The organism is Shewanella psychromarinicola (assembly GCF_003855155.1).
GTDB lineage: Bacteria > Pseudomonadota > Gammaproteobacteria > Enterobacterales > Shewanellaceae > Shewanella > Shewanella psychromarinicola.
The window spans coordinates 31905-56112 of record NZ_CP034073.1 but is presented as its reverse complement, the minus strand read 5'-3'; the positions used below and the strand labels follow the sequence as shown (position 1 = coordinate 56112).

General features: G+C 43.5%; 18 protein-coding genes. 8 read left to right on the top strand and 10 right to left on the bottom strand.

The genetic code is table 11. The features are described 5' to 3' along the window. The first annotated feature begins 22 nt into the window (after window positions 1-22). Window positions 23-880 carry a universal stress protein gene (locus EGC80_RS00215; protein ID WP_233768568.1) on the top strand — a complete coding sequence of 286 codons (858 nt, stop codon included), beginning with the start codon at window positions 23-25 and terminating at the stop codon, window positions 878-880. Between the two features lie 462 nt (window positions 881-1342). Here the strand turns inward: EGC80_RS00215 and fdhF are convergent, their stop codons facing one another. From fdhF to EGC80_RS00200, 3 genes are all read right to left on the bottom strand, one after another. Beyond that, window positions 1343-5548 carry a formate dehydrogenase subunit alpha gene (fdhF, locus tag EGC80_RS00210; protein ID WP_124013567.1) on the bottom strand — a complete coding sequence of 1402 codons (4206 nt, stop codon included), beginning with the start codon at window positions 5546-5548 and terminating at the stop codon, window positions 1343-1345. 597 nt (window positions 5549-6145) lie between these two features. Further along, complete coding sequence (locus EGC80_RS00205) at window positions 6146-6862, bottom strand: oxidative stress defense protein (RefSeq protein ID WP_124013568.1); 717 nt, start codon at window positions 6860-6862, stop codon at window positions 6146-6148. Between the two features lie 159 nt (window positions 6863-7021). Further along, window positions 7022-7927 (bottom strand): LysR family transcriptional regulator, encoded by a 906-nt coding sequence (locus EGC80_RS00200; protein WP_124013569.1) that lies wholly within the window; start codon window positions 7925-7927, stop codon window positions 7022-7024. Between the two features lie 91 nt (window positions 7928-8018). Here EGC80_RS00200 and EGC80_RS00195 point away from each other — a divergent pair, with 91 nt between their 5' ends. Further along, a complete protein-coding gene (locus EGC80_RS00195) occupies window positions 8019-8846 on the top strand; it encodes a class II aldolase/adducin family protein (RefSeq protein ID WP_124013570.1) in 828 nt (275 codons plus the stop codon). A gap of 406 nt (window positions 8847-9252) precedes the next feature. On the opposite strand, the gene EGC80_RS00190 is transcribed toward EGC80_RS00195, so the two are convergent. Beyond that, entirely contained in the window at window positions 9253-10266 is a 1014-nt protein-coding gene (locus tag EGC80_RS00190; protein ID WP_124013571.1) for an AraC family transcriptional regulator, read from the bottom strand. A gap of 155 nt (window positions 10267-10421) precedes the next feature. Here EGC80_RS00190 and EGC80_RS00185 point away from each other — a divergent pair, with 155 nt between their 5' ends. Further along, window positions 10422-10751: a 2Fe-2S iron-sulfur cluster binding domain-containing protein gene (locus EGC80_RS00185; RefSeq protein ID WP_124013572.1), complete on the top strand. Its 330-nt coding sequence runs from the start codon at window positions 10422-10424 to the stop codon at window positions 10749-10751. Window positions 10752-10760: 9 nt separating this feature from the next. After that, window positions 10761-11930 (top strand): alkane 1-monooxygenase, encoded by a 1170-nt coding sequence (locus EGC80_RS00180; RefSeq protein WP_124013573.1) that lies wholly within the window; start codon window positions 10761-10763, stop codon window positions 11928-11930. Window positions 11931-11993: 63 nt separating this feature from the next. On the opposite strand, the gene EGC80_RS00175 is transcribed toward EGC80_RS00180, so the two are convergent. The 5 genes from EGC80_RS00175 to EGC80_RS00155 form a co-directional block, all read right to left on the bottom strand. After that, a complete protein-coding gene (locus EGC80_RS00175; RefSeq protein WP_206191869.1) occupies window positions 11994-13103 on the bottom strand; it encodes a sensor domain-containing diguanylate cyclase in 1110 nt (369 codons plus the stop codon). A gap of 828 nt (window positions 13104-13931) precedes the next feature. Then, a complete protein-coding gene (locus tag EGC80_RS00170; protein ID WP_124013574.1) occupies window positions 13932-14114 on the bottom strand; it encodes a hypothetical protein in 183 nt (60 codons plus the stop codon). Window positions 14115-14310: 196 nt separating this feature from the next. Continuing rightward, on the bottom strand, window positions 14311-14685 hold the full coding sequence (locus EGC80_RS00165; protein ID WP_124013575.1) for a DP-EP family protein: 375 nt from the start codon (window positions 14683-14685) through the stop codon (window positions 14311-14313). Window positions 14686-14706: 21 nt separating this feature from the next. Beyond that, window positions 14707-18006, bottom strand: a complete 3300-nt coding sequence (locus EGC80_RS00160) for an nSTAND1 domain-containing NTPase (RefSeq protein ID WP_124013576.1) — start codon at window positions 18004-18006, stop codon at window positions 14707-14709. Window positions 18007-18210: 204 nt separating this feature from the next. Next, complete coding sequence (locus EGC80_RS00155) at window positions 18211-19176, bottom strand: 2-dehydropantoate 2-reductase (protein WP_124013577.1); 966 nt, start codon at window positions 19174-19176, stop codon at window positions 18211-18213. A gap of 649 nt (window positions 19177-19825) precedes the next feature. Between EGC80_RS00155 and EGC80_RS00150 the strand changes: the two genes are divergently transcribed. Further along, the gene (locus EGC80_RS00150) at window positions 19826-20791 is read left to right on the top strand and encodes a sensor domain-containing diguanylate cyclase (RefSeq protein ID WP_164839397.1); all 966 of its coding nucleotides are present in this window, start codon (window positions 19826-19828) and stop codon (window positions 20789-20791) included. Window positions 20792-21005: 214 nt separating this feature from the next. Here the strand turns inward: EGC80_RS00150 and EGC80_RS00145 are convergent, their stop codons facing one another. After that, window positions 21006-21452: a MarR family winged helix-turn-helix transcriptional regulator gene (locus EGC80_RS00145; RefSeq protein ID WP_124013579.1), complete on the bottom strand. Its 447-nt coding sequence runs from the start codon at window positions 21450-21452 to the stop codon at window positions 21006-21008. A 204-nt stretch (window positions 21453-21656) separates the two neighbouring features. Here EGC80_RS00145 and EGC80_RS00140 point away from each other — a divergent pair, with 204 nt between their 5' ends. The 3 genes from EGC80_RS00140 to EGC80_RS00130 all read left to right on the top strand — a co-directional run bounded on the left by EGC80_RS00140 (window position 21657) and on the right by EGC80_RS00130 (window position 24149). Further along, entirely contained in the window at window positions 21657-22685 is a 1029-nt protein-coding gene (locus tag EGC80_RS00140; protein ID WP_124013580.1) for an NADP-dependent oxidoreductase, read from the top strand. A gap of 43 nt (window positions 22686-22728) precedes the next feature. Further along, window positions 22729-23406, top strand: a complete 678-nt coding sequence (locus EGC80_RS00135) for a type 1 glutamine amidotransferase domain-containing protein (RefSeq protein ID WP_206191870.1) — start codon at window positions 22729-22731, stop codon at window positions 23404-23406. 122 nt (window positions 23407-23528) lie between these two features. Then, window positions 23529-24149, top strand: coding sequence for a glutathione S-transferase family protein (locus EGC80_RS00130; RefSeq protein ID WP_124013582.1), 621 nt, complete (start codon window positions 23529-23531; stop codon window positions 24147-24149). Window positions 24150-24208: the final 59 nt, after the last annotated feature.

The following is a 24208-nucleotide window of genomic DNA, read 5'->3' as shown; positions in this document are numbered from 1 at the left end:
GCAACAGCATAAAAGGATAATAATGATGACAAATGTGATTGCCTGTATCGATGGTTCAAAAGCCACACTCGCCGTATCCGATGCCAGTGGATGGGCGGCCATGCAGTTAGATGCCCCAGTAACCTTACTACATGTATTGGATAAATCGGGCTATCCTACAGAGTTAAACCTGTCGGGAAATATTGGCCTTGGTAGCCGAGAACATCTACTTGCTGAAATGGTTGAACTTGAAGGGCGCATGAGCAAGCTTGCACTCGAACAAGGCAAATATATGCTTCAAGATGCCAAAACGCGCATTATTGACGCACAACCTTTAGTTGTGGTTGAAACGCTACAGCGGCATGGGGATTTGGTTGAAACGCTGCTAGAGCAAGAATCCGATGCCAGACTCGTGGTTATCGGGCGTCAAGGAGAGCAACATCAAGATCAGGCGCAGGCGATTGGAACTCATTTAGAAAGTGTTATTCGAACTCTTAAACAGCCTATTTTAGTTGTCATGGCTGAGTTTCAAATACCAACACGTTTTATGATTGCCTACGATGGTAGTGAGACCTCTAAAACAGTCCTTAATCGAGTGGTAAGCAGTCCACTACTTGAAGGGCTCGAATGCCATTTGGTGATGGCATCTGACCATCAATCTCAAGCAATGACCGAATTGACCTTGGTTGCAGAATCTCTTACCGAGGCAGGTTTTGAGGTGACAACAGCGGTTTGTCAGGGAGAGGTGCAAATCGCCCTTGAAGCTTACCAACTAGCAAACCAAATTGATTTAATGGTCATGGGTGCTTATGGTCATTCACGTATTCGTGAATTTTTTGTAGGCAGCAACACGACACGGATGATCAGTAAAAGTCATATTCCATTGTTATTGTTGCGCTAAGCAATCATGACTTCGTTGGCGTCCTGCTAGGGTCGCTTCGCTGCTAGGGCGTGACTTCGTCACTGCTAGTATCGCTTCGCTGCTAGAGCGTGACTTCGTCACTGCTAGGGTCGCTTCGCTGCTAGGGCGTGACTTCGTCACTGCTAGGGTCGCTTCGCTGCTAGGGCGTGACTTCGTCACTGCTAGTATCGCTTCGCTGCTAGGGACAGCTTCGCTGCTAAGATTTTATAGCCTCTAGCCGCGAAGCGTCCTAGCAGCGTAGCGCTCTAGGCACTTGCTAAGATTTTATAGCCTCTAGCCGCGAAGCGTCCTAGTAGCGCAGCGTTCTAGGCACTTGCTAAGATTTTATAGCCTCTAGCCGCGAAGCGTCCTAGGCACTTGCTAAGATTTTATAGACTCTAGCCGCGAAGCGTCCTAGCAGCGTAGCGTTCTAGGCACTTGCTAAGACACGTGCGGTTAGACCTAGACCATAGTGCTTGGTTGCAGTGACTTTTCAGCTTTAACGGCACACACTTTAAACTCGGGGATCTTAGCGATAGGATCCAATGCATTGATGGTCAGTTTATTGGCTGCGGCTTCGGCAAAGTGGAAGGGTAAAAATAATACCCCTACTTGGGCTCGTTTAGTCACAAAGGCGGCTATTTCTATTTCACCTCGGCGGGTACTGAGTTTTAACATATCACCGTTACCCACGCCTAACTGCTCTGCATCATAAACAGAAATCATCACTCTGGGTGAACCTTTAATATCGAGTTCAGGTGTTTTGCGTGTCATGGTGCCGGTATGGAATTGCTCCAGCAAGCGACCTGTTGACAGGATTAATGGATACTCGCTATCTGGCATTTCGGCGGGCAGACGATAACTCACCGGGATCATTCTACCTTTGCCGCGCAAAAACGTCTCGGTATGCAAAATCGGTGTGCCAGGATGGTTTTCATCAAAACATGGCCACTGTAAACCATCTACCTTGTGTTCAAGTCGTTGCCAAGTCAGGCCCTGATATTGTGGCGTGAGCTGGTTAATTTCTTGCCAAATATCTTTTGTGCTGTGGTAGTGCCAATCGGCACCCAGGGTGTTGGCAATCATTTGGATAATTTTCCAGTCTACAATCGCCTCACCCGGTGGCGTTAATGCCACGCGTAACTGTTGTACTCGACGTTCGGTGTTAGTGAAATGGCCATCTTTTTCCGCAAAGGCGGTTGCGGGTAATACCACATGGGCCATCTGGGCGGTTTCGGTTAAAAAGATATCTTGCACAATCATAAAGTTGATTTTTGACAGTGCTGCTATCACATGGGCTTGATCCGGATCGCTTAGTACCGGATTTTCACCCAATACATAAAGTGCATCTAGTTTGCCTTTAACAATAGCCTGCATGATTTCAGTCGCCGCCAGTCCTGGTTCTGACGGCAGCGAAGTATTTCCCCATGCGTTGGCAAATTTAGCGTTATTGACGGGATTATTGTTTTTCTGGTAACCGGGATAAAAGTCGGGTAACGCCCCCATATCACAAGCGCCTTGAACATTGCTTTGGCCGCGCAATGGATTCAGTCCCGCGCCGCTTACGCCGATGTTGCCGCACAGTAACTGTAAGTTAGAAGTGGACACGACATTGTCATAACCTGAAGTATGTTGGGTAATTCCCATTGCATAATACAAGGCGGTTTTGTTAGCGGTGCCGATCATTTTTGCCATGGCGGCAATGTCTTCGGCGCTCACCCCAGTGATTAACGCCGCATTGACTAAATTATAATCAGGCTTCATCACTTCTTGCTTTAGCAATTGATAGTCTTCAATACGCTTGTTGATGTATTCCATGTCTTGCCAATCATGGATGATAATTTGTTGCATGATGGCATTGAGTAGCATCACATCTGTGCCAGGTTTATGTGATACATATAAATTGGCACTGTCTGCGATAGTGGTTTTCTTTGGGTCCGCGACGATTAAGCGCGCGCCATGTTGATTGACTGCTCTTTTGATATGCGAGGCGATAATCGGGTGGGCAGTGGTCGTATCGGAGCCGATGATAAAAATGACATCTGAATCTTTAATACTGGGAATATCATTGGTCATGGCCCCGCCGCCAATGGTATCGGATAAGCCTGCAACCGACGATGAATGACACAGTCTAGCGCAGTGATCTATGCTATTGGTACCCATAATGCTACGGGTGAACTTTTGCATTAAATAGTTTTCTTCATTGGTGCATTTAGCCGATGACAATGCGGCGAACTTGCTTGGGCCCGCAGCATCTTTAATCGGTTGAAGTTGCTCTGCTATATAGCCTAAGGCTTCAGCCCAACTGGCTGGTTGGAGCTGACCATTTTTGCGAATTAATGGCGTAGTGAGGCGTTTAGGACTGTTCAAAAAGTCAAAGCCAGAGCGGCCCTTTACACACAACATGCCTTCATTTACCAGCGAATGACTGTCACCGGTTACCCGCATAACGTGATTCTTGCTTTGGTCAACATGCAGTTCAACACGGCAACCGACACCACAATAGGTGCACACCGTTGAGGTTTTGGTTAACGCTATATCACGGCCTTGAGTTTTATCTCTGGCATCAACCAAGGCGCCAGTTGGACAGACTTGAACACAGTTACCACATTGAACACAATCGCTGTCACTCATTGAAGCCGTGAAGCCGACACGAGGGGCATTGCGGCTAATGGCGGCGGTCGCATTTGGCAGTGCTTGATAACTATTGGGTTCAAAGCTGATAACGTTATGACCACTTTGTTGATGGCAGGCTTCAACACAAGCGGCGCAACTGATGCAACGATTGGCATCAAAGGTAATAAAAGGCGCACTGTTATCGACTTTAAATTTACGTGCCTGACTCTGATCAAGTGCTTTACCGTCTACTTTATATTCGGTGGCATAGTCGCGTAACTGACAATCTGTATTGGCTTGGCAAGCACATTCTAAACAGCGCATGGCTTCTTTCATTGCGGCATCGGGAATGAATCCTAGCTCGACTTCGGCAAAGTTAAGCGCTCGATTTAACTGGTTTAATTCTGGCATTTTCAAGCGTGGCCGTTTGGCCGTGTCAGGGTATAATTCAGCAGACAATGAAGACGTTTTCTTGGCTTTTATCGAGTTAAACGCTGCGGGTTCTAAATGGCAAGTTAACCCTTCAGTTAATAATCCCTCAATGGCCTCAGCGGCTTTTCGGCCATCGGCAACCGCAGCCACAGCGGTCGAGGGGCCGGTGCGTGAATCACCGATAACAAATAACTTTTCCACCCCGGCAGACATGGTCTGTTCGCAGCCAAGGAAAGTATGCCAGCGAGTCAAGGCAATGTGACCACTGTCTATCTGATTTTCTGGCTGGTCTAAAAAGGCTAAATCCACTTTTTGAGATACCGCGGGAATGACGGTATCAAACGCTTCCTCAAACGTTTCGCCTGTAGCCTTGGGAGAGCGTCGGCCCGAAGCATCGGGTTCACCCAGCGCCATTTTAGCAAACGTGACTGATTTCACTTGGCCTTGGCTATCACTGTGGTTTTCAATTGGATTGGTGAGAAAATGAAACTTAACCCCTTCCACTTCGGCTTCATGTATTTCATAGGGTTCTGCTGGCATTTCATCACGGCTACGACGATAGATTAAGCTCACATCAGCGCCATCTCGGACCGCGGTGCGGGCGCAATCGATAGCCGTGTTACCGCCACCGATCACGGCTACTTTTTTACCTGTGATAAGTTTTTTGTCGGTGCAATAATCGCGCAAATAATCTACACCTAAATAACAGCCCTTTAAATCACTGCCAGGGTAGTTCATTGGTACGGCTTTTTGTGCCCCAATAGCAAGGCAAACTGCATCATAATTGGCCACTAATTCGGTTAAATTGGTATCACGACCCAGTGCCACTCCGGTTTGGATCTTAAGTCCGTTACGGGTGAGCAGTTCAATTTCTTTATCAAGAATATCTTTAGGTAAGCGATACTCTGGGATGCCATAACGTAACCAGCCCCCAGCTTTAGGTGCAGATTCCATAATGGTCACATCGTGACCATTATTAGACAGATAATAACCCGCGGTTAATCCCGCAGGGCCACTGCCGATAATCGCAATGCGTTTATTGGTAGCCGGTGCTTTTGGCGGAACATAAGATTCCAAATCATGTAAATCCAGATCGGCTGCATGACGTTTGAGTTGGCGAATAGCCACCGGTTCGTCAACCAGTCCACGACTGCATTCTGCTTCACAAAATGCCGGACAAACACGACCAATGGACAGTGGCAAAGGCAAGGTTTTTTTAATGACCTTGACAGCTTCTTTATGATCGCCTCTGCCGATATGATACAGATACGACTGCACGTCAACGCCGGCTGGACAGGCGGTTTGGCAAGGGGCTTCACAATCAGCAAAATGATCGCTAAGAATATCTTTGAGTGCCTGTTGACGAATTTTGCTTAAATAGCTCGACTTGGTAATCACATCTAAGCCGGCTTCCAGCGGTGTCTCACAGGCACGAACACACCGTAAACTGCCATCATGGTTTTTTATTTGTACTTGGCATAAATTACAGTGCTGCTTCTCTTGATTGTGGGAGAAGTCACATAAGCTAGGTATATTAATACCGGCGTCAATGGCTGCCTTTAACAAGTTGTTTGTCTGGGGAAGCGATAGCGTTGTGCCGTCGATAGTGATATCAATCATTGCAAGGCCTTTTAATTTTTCGGAGTCACTGGCTAAGTCTTAATGCCTTTGAGGATGCGACGAGTAGGACATCATTAGGGTACAACAGCGTAAATGGAGTATGCCTATAGTGGTTTTTATGTCAGTAATGCAGATTAATCTTGCTAACCTTTTTCTCGCATCCACAGTCACATTCAATTCATTAAGTTTAGTTTGAGGAGCGAGATCCATATGTGACTCAGATCATTTTTGTGGCAATTAAATGAAATTTTTATAATAAAACCTTAATAAATATAAGGTTATTACTTGTTTGAGCTTGTTATTTTTACAGATAAAAGTGAATGTTTATTGCCATTGTTTATGATTCTGGACGATCCTATTGCCAATAAATATAATGAAGTTAGCCGTACAAAGGGCTGTTTGATAACTGTTTATTATCTGATCTGAGGTGAAATATACTGTGTTAATCCACCAAGCTGCTCTGTTTTAAAGAGTAGACTCGTTCAGTTACCCTAACGGATGCTTATCACCATTGGTTTTGTTGCTTGGCTGCAAGCTAATGTGCCAGCGTAGCGATAAGCTCTGGCACATTGCCTTTAGCGACTTCCGGCAGTATGACTATTTGAGTCTAAATACCACTTCGATTCTGTCGCTAATCGTCACTTGACCTTGTTGATAGGTTTGCGCCACATCAGCATTCATTTTCATGCTGGCACGGTACATTTCAGGTTGATGTGATTGCTGCGGAAAGTACCTTACTTCCCATACGCCAGCGATTTGTTCGCCAAAGCCTTTGGCGAGCGATTGGGCTTTTTGCTTGGCATCGTTAATGGCGGCTTGGCGAGCTTGGGCAATGATTTGTGCTTCTTGGCTGGATTTCAGCTCGATATTATTAACGTTATTAATCCCTTCAACCAAAGCGCTATCGAGTAATTCATTTAAGCTGTTGAGGTCCATTACGGTTACCGTCATTTGACGATTTGCGCTATAGCCGGTCAATTTTCGTGGTTCATTTTGCACATAACTGTATTGTGGATTGAGCTGTAAATTAGCACTTTGAATGTGCTTTTTGTCGATACCCGCGTTGAGTAAACGCTGCATAAATTGGCTGACGGCATCGTCGGCTTTGTCTTTAGCCGCTTTGGCACTATCCGCTTCTATTGATACTTGGACATTGATGATGGCCATGTCTGCCGGGGCTTCTATGGTGCTGGTTCCTTCTGTTTCAATATGGGCGAAACTTAACTCAGCCGCTTGCAGTGTCGATAAACTGCTGGCTGCGGTTAAGGTGAATAATACGCCCGAGAGGATACTAATAAGTAATGGTCTGTTCATTGATGACTCCGCTAATAGTTCGCTTTATGCTATTTTTTAAACCGCTAATCTTGGTCTGTTATGTGTGTAAACGGAGCTAGATTAAAAAAGGGTTTTTATGGGTGATTGTTTTATGGGTGATTATTTTTATTGTTATTCTATTTGTTATTTTAAAGACCACTAGAACAACTGCGCTGAGATATTAAGCAGTTTAGTTCTTATCCATTGGTTTACTGGATCTTCTTCAGCTTGTTTATGCCAATACATGTGTACGGCTAAATTGGGTACGTCAAATGGCAAGGGTGACACCACAATAGGCATAGATTGTTGCAGCAACATGGCATAGCTGTTGGGCATGGTCATTATCATGTCTGACTGGCTAACAACGTTAATGGCGGCAAAGTAGTGCTCGCAGCGCAAGGCAATATTGCGGGTGATCCCTTGGGTGGCTAATGCCATGTCGACGGTGTCGATGGTAAAGTCTTTTAAGCTGACTAACGCATGTGACGCTTTAGCGTAATGTTCCAGGGTTAGCTGTTGCAGTATGGGGTGATCTTTGCGGCAAATAAGCGAAAAACCTTCATGACAAATTAAGCTACTGCGTATGTCTTTATGGGTTGGCATCAGCACGTCGATAACAATATCTAAGCTTTGCTGAGCCAATGAGGGTTCAAGTTCTGTCCGCTTAATTTGACGACTGTTTATGGTGAGGTTAGGGGTGTTTTTAAGTAAGTCAGGCACCAATATTGGGAAAAACATCGACTCTAAAATATCTCTTAAACCGAGTTTTATTTCCCGTTTATGCTGCTGAATATCAAATGTGGCAGGTTGGCTGACGGTGTTATTAAGTAAATTAATCGCTTGCAGCACATCGGGAATGATTTTTTGGCACAAGGCTGTTGGCACCATTTTACGGCCATGACGGACAAATAATGGGTCGTTAAATTTGCTGCGTAAGCGGGCGATAGCATGGCTCACCGCAGGTTGGGTTAAGTGCAACTTAGTGGCTGCGGCAGTAATACTCCCTTGCTGATAAACCGTGACCATGACCAGAAATAGATTCAAATCAATCTTATTATGCAGCATATTAATAGTTATCTATAAGTTAGTATCATTTGAATTTATTTTAGGCTTGGTTAAATTAAAGTCAAACTAAACCAATATAAGCAGACTCAAGATGACCATTTCACACGACGAACACGAAGCACAACAAGCCCAACAAATTAAAAAAATGACCATTGGTACCGATAAGTATCCGATGCCGTTACCGCCAAAATTTGACAGTAAACAACAGCAACAACAATTTGAAAAACAGCGCCTAGCCGCTGCATTTAGAGTGTTTGCCCATTATCGATTCGATGAAGGTTTGGCGGGCCACATTACCTTGCGTGATTGTATTGATCCCGATTCATTTTGGGTAAACCCTTTGGCGGTGCATTTTTCTAAAATTAGGGCATCAGACTTAGTGCGTGTTAACCATAAAGGTCAAATTTTGGAAGGTAAGCACCCGATTAATAATGCCGCGTTTGCGATTCATTCACGTATTCATCATGCGCGCCCAGACGTGAATGCGGTAGCCCATGCCCATACCACTTATGGTCGTGCGTTTTCGGCATTAGGTGAGTTACTGAAACCGATTTCACAAGATGCTTGCATGTTTTATGACAACCACAGTGTGTTTGATACCTTTACCGGTGTGGTTGCCGAGGTGTCTGAAGGCGACATGATTGCTGAGGCGCTGCAAGGCCATGCGGCGGTGATTTTACAAAATCATGGCTTATTGACCGTAGGGAAGTCAGTTGATGCGGCCACGGCCAACTTTGTTATGCTAGACAGTTGTTGTCATAGCCAATTACTGGCACAAGCGGCAGGTGAACTTAAGTTGATTGGCCATGATATTGCCACAAAAACCCGTCAATTTAATGGGTCTGACTTAGTCACTTGGGGTAATTTTCAACCTCTGTATCAAGTCATGCTGGCTCAAGATAACAGCTTTTTAGACTAAGCTTGTTTAGCCACAAAGCAGTTTAATACGCGTTTATTATGGTGATCTGAGGTTCGCTAAACTTGCTTAGCGAACAAAAATGACCGCCCATGACAGATTGATTATTAGCGGAATACGACGACCCTTGGCGCTTGTCTTGATGATGTTTAGCATGGGTTTAAGGTTAACGCAGTTTGCTTTTTTACGTTTATGGCATACTCACATTCGTGACCTACATTAGATACTCACACTCGCGACCCATATTAGATATTCACATTCGCGACCCATATTCGCGACCCATATTCGCGACTCATATTAGATGCTCACACTCGCGACTCATATTAGATACTCACACTTGCGACCCATATTAGAAACTCACATTCGCGACCCATATTAGATACTCACATTAGATACTCATCTTAAAAACTCATATTTCGGATCCTGTCTTTTGCTGCTGGCGGTATTCACTTGGGGTCATGCCTTGCCAGCGCTTAAATGCCCGCCGAAAATTAGTCACATCCACATAACCTAATTGATATGCCAGTTGTTTAATGCTGCCTTGAGATTGCGATAAATAATGCTTAGCAATGTGATGGTTCACCGACGCCACAATAGTTTTATAGCTACTTTGCTGTTGAGCTAAATGGCGATGCAGGGTGCGTGGTGTCATGTGAAAATGCGCTGCGGTGTCACTCAAACTGGGTAATGGCATCGGGCTTGGCAATAAATACTGATACAGCTTATCACTCAAACTCTGCTGTCCGTTAAGTAGATCGAGTTCGTTAATGCACCATTGTCTGGCTTGCATAAATGAGCTGGGATCGGCCATCTCAAGGCGTTGGGTTAACAATGTTTGGGTTAATATAAACTGGGTGCTAGCTTGGTTAAAATGAACTGGCACCTTAGTTAATGCCGAATATTGCTGCCAATAAGTTGGCGCAGGGAAGCTCAGATTAATCTGACATAACGCCGGAGAGTGCGGACTGAGTTGTTGCAGCAACTTAGCAATAGTCACCAAGAGTGCATCCATAAACGGTTGTTGTATTACGCCTAGTGGTTGTACTTCTTGGAATGTTATGACCATGGTGTCGGCCGTTTCGTGGATATTTACCCTAACCAGCGGCGTGCGGGTGTTAATAAACTGCTTCAATGTATCAATGGCTTGTTTAAGCGTGCTGCTGTTAAGCATGGCAAAACCCATCATGCCATGAGTGTTAATGCTTATTCGATTGCCGACATGTAAACCTAGGTCTGGTCTGGCCGAAAGATTGATTGCAGAGTTTATTAGCCGTTGATAATCATCAAAACTCACTTGATAGTACGGGTCTTGTAATTGCTCAAGTGTGATGCCGTTATGCCTCAGCCAAATGTTAACATTACATTCCCACAGGCTTAGTTGTTGATAAACTTGGTTTAAGTAAAAAATTGGCAGTGGCTGCATAACATTCTTATCAATGGATTTAACTTAGTTGTAACGGATTTTGTTGCATTTGTCTATTAATGACCCCTTTATGTCCATCTCCCCCTCTTTTCTATCTTGGATGCTGGCGTAAAGTTAACCTTTAACCTTTAACCTTTAACCTTAAAGGACGGCTTATGTTGTCAATGTTTACGGCCAAACCTGTGACCCTAACGATTAATGACCAGAAAGTGATTGAGCGAGTCAGCGTAAAGCAAACCATTTTAACGTCTGCACTGGCGGCCAACATTCGCTTTCCTCACCATTGTCAGGTGGGCAGCTGTGGCGCTTGTCGGTGCCAGTTAGTGTCTGGTGAGGTTAAACAGTTAACCGACAGTGCTTACGTGTTATCAGCCAAGGCGATAGCTCAAGGAATGATTTTGGCGTGCCAAAGTGTGCCAAGGTCTAATGTCAGTATTAAACTGAATTTTCGTCAGCGTCAGCTGGCTGATGAGCCGCAAGAGTAGGACACTGTGATGTTTAAATATCTTAAGTTTATGTCGTTTCACCTTATGGCGCTGATTGCCATTGCCAGTATTACCTTGGGTGAGTCATACATCAGTATAGGTTTTGCTATATGGGTGGCGGTGTATTTAGGTGGCGATATTTTATTTGGTGATGATGTACACACGCCGAGCTATCAGTTTCCGGCCTTGCTGACGTGGCAATTATGGTTGGCGCTGCCCTTAACCGTGATGTTGGTGTTTGTTAGCAGTTGGCAGTTTGCCAGCCAGGATATCGGTCAATATGGCGCTTTGATCACCCGTATCAGTGGTTATGATGTGTTATTGGCGCGAGAAAATACCAGCCTGATCCAGTATGGGGTAATGGTGATTTATTTAGGCTTAGTGGTTGGTGTAATGGCAACAATTACCGGCCATGAGTTAAGCCACCGAACTTGGCAGCCGGTGTCATTATTGATTGGCCGCTGGTTATTGGCCTTTAGCTTTGATGCTAACTTTGCCATTGAGCATGTGTATGGGCATCACAAGTATGTTAGTACCTTGGACGATCCTGCGACTGCGCCCCGTGGCCGGAATGTGTATGCGCACATTGTTATGTCGACCATTAAAGGCAATATAAGTGCCTGGCACATTGAGCTACAAAGGCTTATGCGTAAACAGCTTGCGCTATTGAGTTGGCACAACAAAGCCTTAAGAGGATATGCCATGAGCTTAGTGATTATGGGGTGGGTGTTTTGGCTAGCGGGTTGGCAGGGGGTAAGTTTTTTTGTACTAATGGCGTTGTGGGCTAAAGCGACCTTAGAAATAGTCAATTACATGGAGCATTATGGCTTAGTTCGAGCGGTCAACTCGCCAGTACAACCACACCATTCTTGGAATACCAATAAACGGGTGAGTTCGTGGGCGATGTTTAATTTAACTCGCCATTCGCATCATCACGCCCAAGGCCAATTACCTTATCATCAATTGTCACCGTATCCGCACGCACCGCAAATGATTGGCGGGTATCTGAGTACTTTTGTCCTTACGCTTATTCCACCATTGTGGCATCAACTTATGTTGCCCAAATTGCAGCATTGGGATGCACATTTTGCCACAGCTATCGAGTATCAACTTGCCCTGCAAGCCAATGCAAACAGTGGTATTGCAGCTTATCAAACCTGTGCTAAAGCAAGTATTTGAACCAGTAGGCGGATTTATCTGCCAATGGCTATTCGCTAATGGCTAATTGTTAGTCGTTAACGGTTAGCCACTGATATTGATTCGATTACGCCCGCTTGATTTTGCGCGGTAAAGTGCGGTATCTGCTGCGCATACTAGGGCTGTTGGGGTGCGATATTGACCGCCGCGTTCACAGGCAATACCTTGGCTGACACTGATTTTAGTTTGCGCAGGCAACCCCAAGTCGGTAAAGGTTAATTGATTAATACTTCGCTGAATTTTTTGAGCAATATATTCAGCTGTTAATGGGTTGCTGTTGGGTAAAATGACCACAAACTCTTCGCCACCATAGCGGGCTGCCATGGCATTGCTTGATGGCAATGCATCCAAAAGCACCTTGGCAATTTTTTGCAAACATTTATCGCCATTCACATGACCAAATTGGTCGTTAAATATTTTAAAATAATCGACATCGATAATGATTAAACACAAGGGTTGGTCGTGGTTAATACTGTCATTCCAGTTGGTTTGCAGGGCATCATCAAAGGCGTGACGGTTTGCAAGGCCAGTTAATTTATCTGTGTGAGCCAAGTGGCGCAGTTTATGGTACTCAGCTTTATGGTTGGTTAAGTTATGCATGATACCGATGAATAATGGTTCAGATCCCATTTGCATTGAGGGTAAGCATGACAATGACAAGTCGGCTTCGAGTAAGGTGCTGTCACCGCGATTAATGATAATTTCTTTTGGACCGTGATTAAACGGCGCGGTTTGTTTATTGCTTGCATTTGCCTTATTCCAAACATCAAATAACGATTGATATTCATCTTTAAACGGGCTTTGTAAATAATCGGTCCAAGTTTGGCCAATTAACATCTCATTATGTGCACCAAATAATTTAGCCGCCAATGGATTTATCATCTCAATCACACCAGCAGAATTAATCACAAAAATCGCTTCTGATATCGCACTTATCACATTGAGCAAAGTGGTGATTTGTAGGTTTTCTGCGGTGGTGATTTGACCATGTTGTTGTGCAGTCACCATGTTTTTATACATAACGTTTTCGCGAGTCATAAGGTTATTTGAAATCTGCTTTTTGACTATGCCAGGATATTTAGCAAACGAGTCTGTTAATTTAGTCACTCGGGAAATGGTGTCATTGAGTTCAGTTAATTTGTCATGGTTAAACATGGTGCATTCCTTTGTGTGTTTCGACTGTCGACTCGGTGCTGATGTCAAATACTCTATTAGGAATAATGCCTTTTTACCTTTCGGTAACCTTCTGATTTTAACTTGTTGATTTGAATATATTTAAATGGATTGCAAATTGATGTTTATTGAGTAAAAGTATTGCTATTGGCTAAATGTTATTGGTTAGCGCTTGAGTGTTACAGCGATCTGCAGGTGTGAGTTGATCCAAAATAGAGACATGACTGAGTAAAAAAACCTTGTATAGGGGCACACTAGCGGCTTGATACTAATGGCTTGATACTAGCGGCTTGATACTAATGGCTTGATATTAGTTGCTTGATATTAGTTGCTTGATATTAGTTGCTTGATATTAGCGGCTTGATACTAGCGGCTTGATACTAATGGCTTGATACTAATGGCTTGATACTAATGGCTTGATACTAATGGCTTGATACTAGCGGCTTGATACTAGCGGCTTGATACTAATGGCTTGATACTAATGGCTTGATATTAGTTGCTTGATGCTAGCGGCTTGATACTAATGGCTTGATATTAGTTGCTTGATACTAGCGGCTTGATAGTGAGAGGTGATTGGTTTTTATAAGGCTAAAGATTGTCGAGCGGCGATATATTTTATATCAGGATAAGCATTCTATGGGGGGCGTTTTGTTGAACAACATAGACAGTACTGTACTGTACTGAACTGAACTGAACTGTAGTGTAGTTAGTGTAGTTAGTGTAGTTAGTGTAGTTAGTGTAGTTAGTGTAGTTAGTGTAGTTAGTGTAGTTAGTGTAGTTAGTGTAGTTAGTTTAGTTAGTTAGTTTAGTTTAGTTGAGCAAGGTATCTTCGAGGGCATCTAACGCTGACATATCGCTTAATAGCACTTGCCGTTCTGCACTATTTTTGATCGGTGCCAGTGCTAAATCAATCTCTTGTTGGGTTGCCGCTTGGCTGATAATCGGAGCGGCACACAATATGGCGGCAAACACCAAAGAGATAGAACATTTCATACTAATTCCTTTTAAATATAATAAGTTAACTTTTAAAAAACACAGTGTGTTAATGAATAACACACGCCGTTTTAGCCATGGTTAGGCTATGGATTGGTTTAGCTATTGCTGGTTTAGCTATTGCTGGTTTAGCTAGGTTGAACAAGATAAAAAGCTCAGGGCAAGCCTGAGCTTTAATGTTTAATGTATTTAATATCTAGTTTGGGTGATTGATAATTTCAGGATCTGGACTGAGTACCAGTAAGGTATTGCTGCTGTTTGATAGCACAAATTGAAAGCCGGTATTGCCTGGTGTTTCATCTAAATCAGTTAATTGAATTAAGCTGCCATCGCTGCTGATGGTGATGGCATCGATAATTTTATCAAACGGGGTGGTAAAGGCCGCGCTAACAAATTTAAGCCCCTTACCTGTTTTGTCAATTAGCCGGTAAGAGATGGTGCTGTATTGGTTAATGACCACATTGCCACATACTGCGGTGCCATCTAGGTTGGTGTAAGTAAATATTGGCACATCATTGTCGAGGGTGACGGTGAGGTTAAAAAACGTTGCTTGGCCTTGAGTATTTGACATTATATTCTCCATACTTTTTGTTTAGGGTTTAGGGTTTAGGGTTTTAGCTTTTGGGCTAAACCTAAAATCGGTTATGGCCGAATTCTCTAGCAGTTGAACTATATCTGGGTGTTGCTTAAGCTCTTTGAGGCAGTCGAGGGCTTTAGCATAAGGAATGGTAAATTGTGGATCGTTATTGTGATCGATAATAGGTGCCAATTGATTTTTAGCTTGTTCACACAGTATGTCTACCTCTTTGGCCTGACCTAAGGATGTCAGCAATGTTGCCGCAAGCATGTTGCTTTGAGCTAAACCTGCTGAATAGGAAGTGTTTTGGTTAAATTCCGTGGTTAATTGGCTAAAAGACACAATAGCTTGGCGCGCATAAACAAGGCTTTCTGAAAGCAGTCCTTGTGACGCTAAATAATTTGCCGCAGCCAGCTGATATTTAGCCCATAGGTCATTTTTCTTAGTTGATGTTACTAAGGTCATATCTGTAGCAAGTATAATTGCTAAAGATTCAATACTATATTCAGTGCCCTGTTCAATTGGGTCAGGGCTAAATGTCAACATATCAAGGTAAGCGTAATATTGTTGGGTCTTCCAAATATCATTTTTCGGGTCTTGTTTAAGGGCGCTAGTCATCGCTACTAAACTAAGTTGTGCTTTGATAAAGGCTTGTTGGCGCTGGCCTTGATAACTTAACAAAATCGCCAGTTGTTGGTAGCTACTGGATAGCCGTTCAAGTAAATAGGGCTGTTTTACTAATGCTTGATTGGCCAACTGTTGTTGAATTTGTTGATGTATTTGTATTGCCGCGGTAATGTCACCTTGGGCGGTGGCGGCGCTGGCAAGCCACGAGCGTGCATTAGCAATATCGGCGATTAACTGGCTATTGGTTTGATCTTTAAACCATATGTTTAGTTTTAACAGCAATGATTGCTCAAATGCCTCTCGGGCGGCAGCAAAGTGTTGCTGCTTCATGTAAATCGAGCCTAAGGAGTTGTGGGCATAAGACAATTCCATGACCGCATCGTTGTCCTCTGGCGCGTATTGATACATGGCTTGGCTGTAGGTTAAATACTGCTCGAACCAAGGCTGCGTCGCAGCCCAATCACTTTGATCGTACTCAAGCTGGCCGAGCCAAAAGGCATTGGCGCCTAAGGTTTTAAGTAAACTGAGGTTTTTGGGTTGTATTTCAAGTAACGGCAGCATGCGTTCACGGGCGGCGATTAATGCGCTGTGGGCTTCGTCGGTATTGCCGCGCGAATAGGCCACTTCGCCCATGGCCTCTAAGGTTTGGCTGTGTTGAAACTGGGCTTCAAAGCTTAACGTGCTGACATCGTCGGCAGAAAAGTCGCTGAAATATTCCAGCGCCTTGCTACTGATCCCATCGAGCAAGTCCATGCGGCCAATGCCGCGCATTTTATCGGCGAATTCGCCCACCATAAAACCAAGTAAGTTTTCTGCCGCAAGGCGTTTTTGCTGGGCTTGGTTTTCGGCTTTAATACTGCGTGCGCTCATGGCGATAGCAATAATCGTTAAGGTAACCAGGGTCAGCATGGTAACGCGGCGACGCCACCGGCCAGCATTGGCCTGTTTGGTTGACGCTTGGATCAGGGCGGCTTCGTGTGGCTCTAAGGTAAATAACGGATTGGCGACTAAGCTTTGTGCCTCTATTAAGGGCTTACCTTCGGTGAGTAAATAGGCGGTGCTTTTTGACTCATTTAGCCAGCGCTGTGACTGATGCTGTAAGCGGCTTTTAATGGCTAAGCTGTCGCTGTGCTGGGTTATCCACTGAGTCGCACGGGGCCAACGTCTTAGCAATGCTTCATGGGCAATACTAAAACAGGCTTGGTCGTATTGCAGATGTGACACAAATAAGCGCTTGTTGACCATGGCGTTAACCAGATTTCGTTCCGCTTCGCTATTGAGCCTTTCCAAACTTGCCGCGCGGCTGGTGACCGATTTTTCATCTTCGGATAAGGTCACTAACATGGATAACACTTTAGGTAATGCGCCGCGTTCAGCGTCGCTAAGATTGGCGAGCACTTGTTCAGCATTTTTACCGATAGCGCCTTCTAAACCGCCTAGTGAGTGATAAACCGAGACTAATAGCTGGTCATTTTCATCGCGCTTGAGGTACAGGGCTTCTAAAGTGTATTGCAACATGGGCAGGGCATCGGGGTTTGAGGCGGCGTCGCTGCAGAGCATTTCGTCCAATGGCATGGCGGTATTAGGGTCTACTGACCAGGTGAGGTTAGCGGCATTGGCCGGCAAGCGGATCATTTGCATCAATTCGGTTCGGGTTGGCGCAGATAAATCGAAATGTGAGCCATTGGCTTTGCCTGCCATTAAGCTTGGATGACTGACCACTTGGGGGTAAAAGTCGTTGCGGCAAGCACTGAGCACCAGTACAACCCCTGAGGTGGCTAAACGCTCGAGAATATCTAAGGCATCTGTGCGCTGTTGTTCGCTATAAATAGGCGATGATAACAACACTTCTAAACGGTCAACGAACAAGCAAAACTGCGCTTGGCTGTATTGATAACTTGGTTTAGCCGCGGTTATTGCCTGTTGGCATTGGGCGATGACGCTAGGCATATCTTGTTCAAGCTGCCGGGCAAGATCTTGTGCACTTAACTCGCTGAAAACGGCAATGTGGTTAACTTCCCAGTCGAGCATGGCGCAGGCAATATCAATAAGCAGCCTATCTTGGGTGACATCGGCTAAATCTATGCTGGCATAATCGAGCACGCCGACACCATTAAAGCCGCTGGCGCTTTTTAGGTTAGGAATAACACCGGCATTAATTAACGACGATTTACCTGTGCCGCTTGGGCCAAGTACTAAGCAAAATGCGCGGCCGAATTTGATTTGTGCTGTAATACGATTGAGTAAGGTATCGACTTGTTCACCCCGACCAAAAAACACCTCGGCATCGTTCGGTTCAAATGCGCGTAAGCCGGGAAAGGGTGATTGGCCTTGCCATGGCTCAGTCGTAATTCTTGTTTGGTGACCAATGGGAAACTCAACCTTGGCAAGGGTGCGGTAACCGCGTTTGCGGATGGTTTCAATGTAACTGGGGTTTGATGCTTGATCGCCTAATGCTTTGCGCAGTTGGGTAATGACTTTGTGTAGCGGGTTATCGCCAATGGCGATGCTGTTCCAGCAGTGGTGAATAATATCATCAGCGGTGAGCACTTCCCCTTGGTGTTGGCACAGTAAACGCAATACATCCATGGCTTTGGGTTCAAGACTGCGAATGATATCACCCGACTGAACACTGTTACTTTGCGGATTAATTTGCCATTCGCCAAAAAAGAAACTGCTGTTGCTCATGTTTGATTGTTTTCCAATACGTTAATCGGGTTAAGTTTTAGGCCAATTTAAGTTACACCATGATCACACTCATCCAGAGATAGCCTGGGTCATACTATTTGTGCGCGTTTGATTGTAGGGTGCGATTACGTCAGTTGTATTTTTGGTGCAAAAATAACAGTGAATTACATTTGCCTCGACAACGATATCGCATATAACTTCTGGTCAATGTCGTTGTTCTAGTTGTTTAATGTGTTCTACTATTGCCCGATTAACTGGCGTTTTTACGCCATATATTTCCCCAATACTGACGACTGCACCATTGATGAAATCGACTTCAGTTTTACGTTTAGCTTGGATGTCTTGCCACATTGAGGAACGCGCTTTGGGATCGATGTCGAGCATCTGTTTAGCAACTAGCTTAAATAACCAATTTGGCAGTGATAAAATGGTGGGTAACCAAGTGGGCTTGACCTTAGTGTATTGATGTAATTGGATATCTGCTGCCTCGCATACTGCTAGCCACTCCTTCATTGCCTTAGCCAGTACGCGGCGATTTTTATAATGGCTTAACTGCTGTTTAATCGGCAAATTGGTGACAGCATTAAGGGCATTATTGAGATTTAATAATAATTTACCGTAAATCATCGGAGTGAAGTCTGCTGCTATGTCGCAACCAAATCCTTGGCAAATTAATGCCGACTGAATCGCGACAGTATGAGGATTTTTTTGCAAGGTAAATACGCCTTCAGTGCCTTTGTGAAACACGCCATTAGGCAGTTGCAGTACATTAAACGGCGTGATCCCTTGGAGTAAGGCGTAATGATCGAGCGAGTCTTTAATGCTGTCAAAACTGCCGAAGCCATTTTGCATAAATATAATGCTGCTATGGTCATGGGTAATGGCCATTAACTGATTGGCAATAGTGCTGACTTGATGGCATTTTAAGGTAACAAATACCACATCAAATTTGCCATTAATTGATGATTGTTGAGTAATGTCAGTGATTAACGCTTGCGGCATCACGGTCTGATTAAACCCTTGATAATCACTCAAGGTAATGCCGTTATTGGCGATGATTTTTTGCTTAATTGCTGGGCGACAAATTAACGTCACTTTTAAACCCGATAGGCACAATTGTCCTGCTAAATAACATCCTGTTGAACCTGCGCCAAAAATTGCAATTTCCATTGTGAGTTAATTCACTGTTGGTTAGTTAGCGGCTTATTATTTAATCGCTTATTCATGGCTAGACGATTTTTTAAATCGCTATAAAGTAAAATGACCTTTTACTTGCTTGTAACATAACAGATTTTTTGCCAGTGTAAAAATTTAGCCCATTAAAATATAAAAGGGAATATCCATGGATAAAAAGACTATTAGCACCATTGCCTTGGCGGTGCTTGGATTAACGATGGGGTAGACGATAGCTTGTTACGCTTGAAGTGGGCAACTATGGCGATACTATAGCGATACTATAGCGATGCCAGTGAGCCCTGTTGAGCAAATAGAGGCGTTGTTAGAGGTGCCTTTTGTGATGAAAGCCAGCGTTATTTATAAGCAGTTATGTTATTAATCATAGTCGATCAGTGATATCGATAATATATGTTGTCGCGAGATTATCGATATTGTCGATCACAGCACAATGGAATTAATATATTTTAGTTTATTTTCAATAACTTGATGAAAAGGCTTTAATGGTTTGATTTTTACTGCAGATGCTCTCATACTTATTTAAACAGTATGATTGACTATATCGTTATTAATAGATGTTATTTACTTTTTGTGGTTAACACTATTAATGACATACATGGATGTGGATAGTAGCTAAGGAATGCTCGTGTCGATTGAAACCATCGGATTATTGATTTTCATCTTATTATCTTTGATTGCCTTGTTGCTGTTTTTGAATCTTAATCAATATCGTCAGCATCAAGCTAGCAAGATGATGTCAGATACCTATGAACTTATTTTAGACCAAGTCGATGTCTATATTTATGTCAAAGATACCCAGTATAAGTATATTTTTGCCAATCAACTCACCCTCGATTATTTTGGCGTCACGCTTGAGAAACTAAAAGGCACTTCAGAACGAGATTATTTCCCTGCCAATATCGCTGATATTTTACATCACAATGACAATAAAGTGCTTAATTCACAAAGTAAAATAGCTGATGATATTATTGTTGATACCGAAGATTCTTTGATTGTGTACCACGAGGTTAAGCAACCCTTATATAATCAAAAAGGCATATTAATTGGTCTCATTGGTATTTCTACCGATGTCACCGCTGAGTATCATTTACGTTCAAAATTAGAGCTGCAGGCGAATACTGATCCGTTAACCGGCTTATTCAATCGGCGCTCATTTACCTCATTTTGTGAACACGAGTTTTTGCGTGCTAGCCGCTATTTCCAACCTTTTTCGTTAATGATTATTGATATTGATTTGTTTAAAGCGGTCAACGATACTTATGGCCATTTAGTGGGTGATGAGGTGATTAAGCGCGTTGCCAATATATGTCATGACCAGATCCGCGAGGCCGATGTATTGGCTCGAATTGGCGGCGAAGAATTTGCCATTTTATTACCCGATACTGATATTGATTCTGCTTATATACTGGCAGAACGCTTAAGGGAAGCTCAACAACAATATGATGAACCGCTGGCACCGCCAATAACCATTAGCATTGGTGTAGCAACAATACATCCTCAAGATAAGACATTTTTAGAGCTTTTTAAGCGGGCAGATAAGGCGTTATATTCGTCAAAAAATAGCGGACGTAATAGTGTCAATATAGCGTAATAATATGTACTTAATAACTGATGTGTTGTGCGTCGCAGCGGATCACATTGAGTATCATGGCCATCAGTTAATGTGACAATCCGATGTAATAATCATATTAAATAGCTCATTGATCTTAAAAATTGTTAATTTAAGTTGCACACAATTTGTTATCGTGATTATCATATAGCAAGTGCAAAGCAAACTTAGTGCAAGTTTTTGGTCATTTTGTGCGTTAGAGCTCAATATGTGATGGGAGTTTTGCTCTAAATTGGTCCAATTGTTGTTTAAGTTCGGTGAGTTCAGATGTATCGATACCGCATTGTTCAATAACACATTTGTGGATCTGCTCAGCTCGGGGTTGAAGTTGGTGACCTTTTTCGGTTAATTGCATGGATAACATCCGTTCGTCTTGACTATCGCGAATGCGTGTCAGTAGCCCATCGGTTTCGAGACGTTTGATCACAGGTGTTAATGCACCTGATTGTTGACCGAGTTTACCGGCTAAGGTTTTTAAGCTTAAGCCATCTTGCTCCCAGAGGACTAACATCACCAAATATTGGGTGTAGGTTAGCCCAATAGAGTCAAGTAACGGTTTATACAGCTGCGTGATGGCCAGTGACGTTGAATAAACAGCAAAACACAACTGGTTTTCGAGTAATAGGGATTTATTTTTATTCATATCAGTTATTTAGATCTCAAAGTCACTGATCAGATTTGGACTGATCAACTTAAGTAAAAGAAACGTATTATTTGGCCTTGGTTGTTCATGGTAGCAGTGTTTGCAAGATATCAGTATTACTGCTGTAAATAGCTTTTAACAACCGAGGTCATATTGTCTTCTCAGTACCATTTTATGGTGCTTATGTTATTTAAAGGACACAAAATGAACACTCAAAATCGTCGCATCGTACTCGCCAGCCGTCCTCAAGGGGAACCTGTTGCCAACAACTTCCGCTTAGAAACCGTCAACAAACCTGTACCGGCAGAAGGTGAGGTGTTATTGCGCGCGGTGTATTTATCACTTGATCCCTATATGCGTGGCCGCATGAATGATAGCAAATCATATGCAGAGCCCGTCGCCATTGACGATGTTATGGTGGGCGCGGCGGTATCACAAGTTGAAGTGTCTAATCATCCAGATTACAAAGTGGGTGAGTGGATATTATCGTTTGGTGGTTGGCAAGATTACTTGGTATCAAATGGCGAAGGCTTAATGAAGTTGGGCGATAATCCAAGCAATCCTTCTTATGCCTTGGGTATTATGGGCATGCCAGGCTTTACCGCTTATATGGGCTTATTGGACATTGGTGCACCTAAAGCGGGTGAAACCATTGTAGTGGCAGCCGCTACTGGCCCTGTTGGTGCAACGGTTGGCCAAATTGGTAAATTAAAAGGTTGTCGAGTGGTGGGTATTGCCGGCGGCGCAGAAAAATGTCGTTACGCCAAAGAAGTGCTAGGTTTTGACGAATGTATTAATCACAAAGCGGCTGATTTTGCACAGCAACTGGCAAAACATTGTGGTAACGGCATTGATGTGTATTTTGAAAACGTTGGCGGTAAAGTGTTTGATGCTGTTTTACCGTTATTAAATACCGGTGCTCGAGTGCCATTGTGTGGATTAATTTCTCAGTACAATGTGACCTCGTTACCCGATGGCCCTGATCGTTTGTCATTACTGATGGGCACTTTGCTGGTTAAGCGTATTAAGATGCAAGGTTTTATTATTTTTGACGATTACGGCGACCGCTATCCAGAATTTGCCAATGATATGGGGCAATGGTTGGCACAAGGCAAAATTCAATATCGTGAACAAATTGTCGATGGTCTTGAAAACATGACCTCAGCCTTTATCGGGCTGCTAAAGGGCGAAAACTTCGGCAAGGTTGTCATTAAAGTAAATAATCCTCTGTAATCTAACCGATTACGGATAAACAAACTCTATTTAAGGAATAACAATGAAAGTATTAATGGTATTAACATCGCACGACAAATTAGGCGACACAGGCGAGAAAACCGGTTTTTGGTTAGAAGAGCTAGCGGCACCATACTACGCATTTACAGACAAAGGTGTTGAGGTTGTGCTGACGTCACCTAAAGGTGGCTTACCGCCATTAGACCCGACAAGTGATAAAGAAGATTTTCAAACTGATTCTACCCGTCGTTTCACTGCCGATGCTCCAGCACAGGCGTTATTAGCCAATACGCACACATTGGCATCAATTGACGTAGTTGAGTATGACGCGGTGTTTTATCCTGGTGGTCATGGTCCGTTATGGGATTTAACCAATGACAAAGACTCGATTGCGTTAATTGAGCAGTGCTACAAAACCGACAAGCTTTTAGGCTTGGTATGTCATGCACCTGCTGCGCTTAAGTACCCTAAAAAGCCAGACGGCACCCCATTAGTTGCAGGTAAGAATGTGACTGGGTTTACCAATGGCGAAGAAGCAGCCGTACAACTCACCGATATTGTGCCATTTTTAGTTGAAGATATGCTGCAGCAAAACGGTGCTACCTATTCTAAGGCTGATGATTGGCATCCATATGCTGTGGTTGACGGTAAATTAATTACGGGTCAAAACCCAGCGTCGTCAGAGTTAGTGGCAGAAAAAATGTTAGCGTTATTATCGTAATATTGTTCATAGTTAAGAGACGCTAGAGCAATCTAGCGTCTCTTTTTTATCACTGGATTGGCATTGAAGTGGACTGTAATGACTTCTTTTGCGAACGCCTTTACTCTAGAGAGAATATCTAAATGATTACCTTACATCACTTAAATAAATCACGTTCAAAACGCATTATTTGGTTACTTGAAGAATTGGGTGTTGACTATAACTTAGTCGCCTACCAACGTGATGCAAGCACATTTTTAGGACCAGAATCGCTTAAAAAAGTGCATCCGTTAGGCAAGTCTCCGGTATTAGAAGCCAGCGGATATACTATTGCCGAATCTGGTGCGATAACCGATTACTTGATCCAAACGTATGCCGCGGATCGATTAATGCCAGCACCAGGCACGGCTGATTATATTGATTATCAACAATGGATGCATTTTGCTGAAAGCTCAGCCGCACTGCCATTATTGTTGAAAATGTTTGTCAAAATGGAGGGGGCTGAAACCCAGTTTATTAGTGGATATGCCGATGCTGAAACCGCCAAAGTTATCGGTTATGTTAATGACCGTCTAGATGGTAAGTCATATTTAGTCGGCAACAGTCTCAGTGGTGCTGATATTATGATGTCGTTTATTGCAGAGATTGTCGGTCAAAATGGCGAGTTTGAAAAATATCCAAATATTGCAAACTATTATCAGCAATTAATGAGCCATACGTCATTTAAAAAAGCGCTGCAAATAGAAGCTGAACACGATCGTTAATCATTATCTTGTGGTATTTTGAAAGACGAACTCAGTTCGTCTTTTTTGTTGGTGTTGAT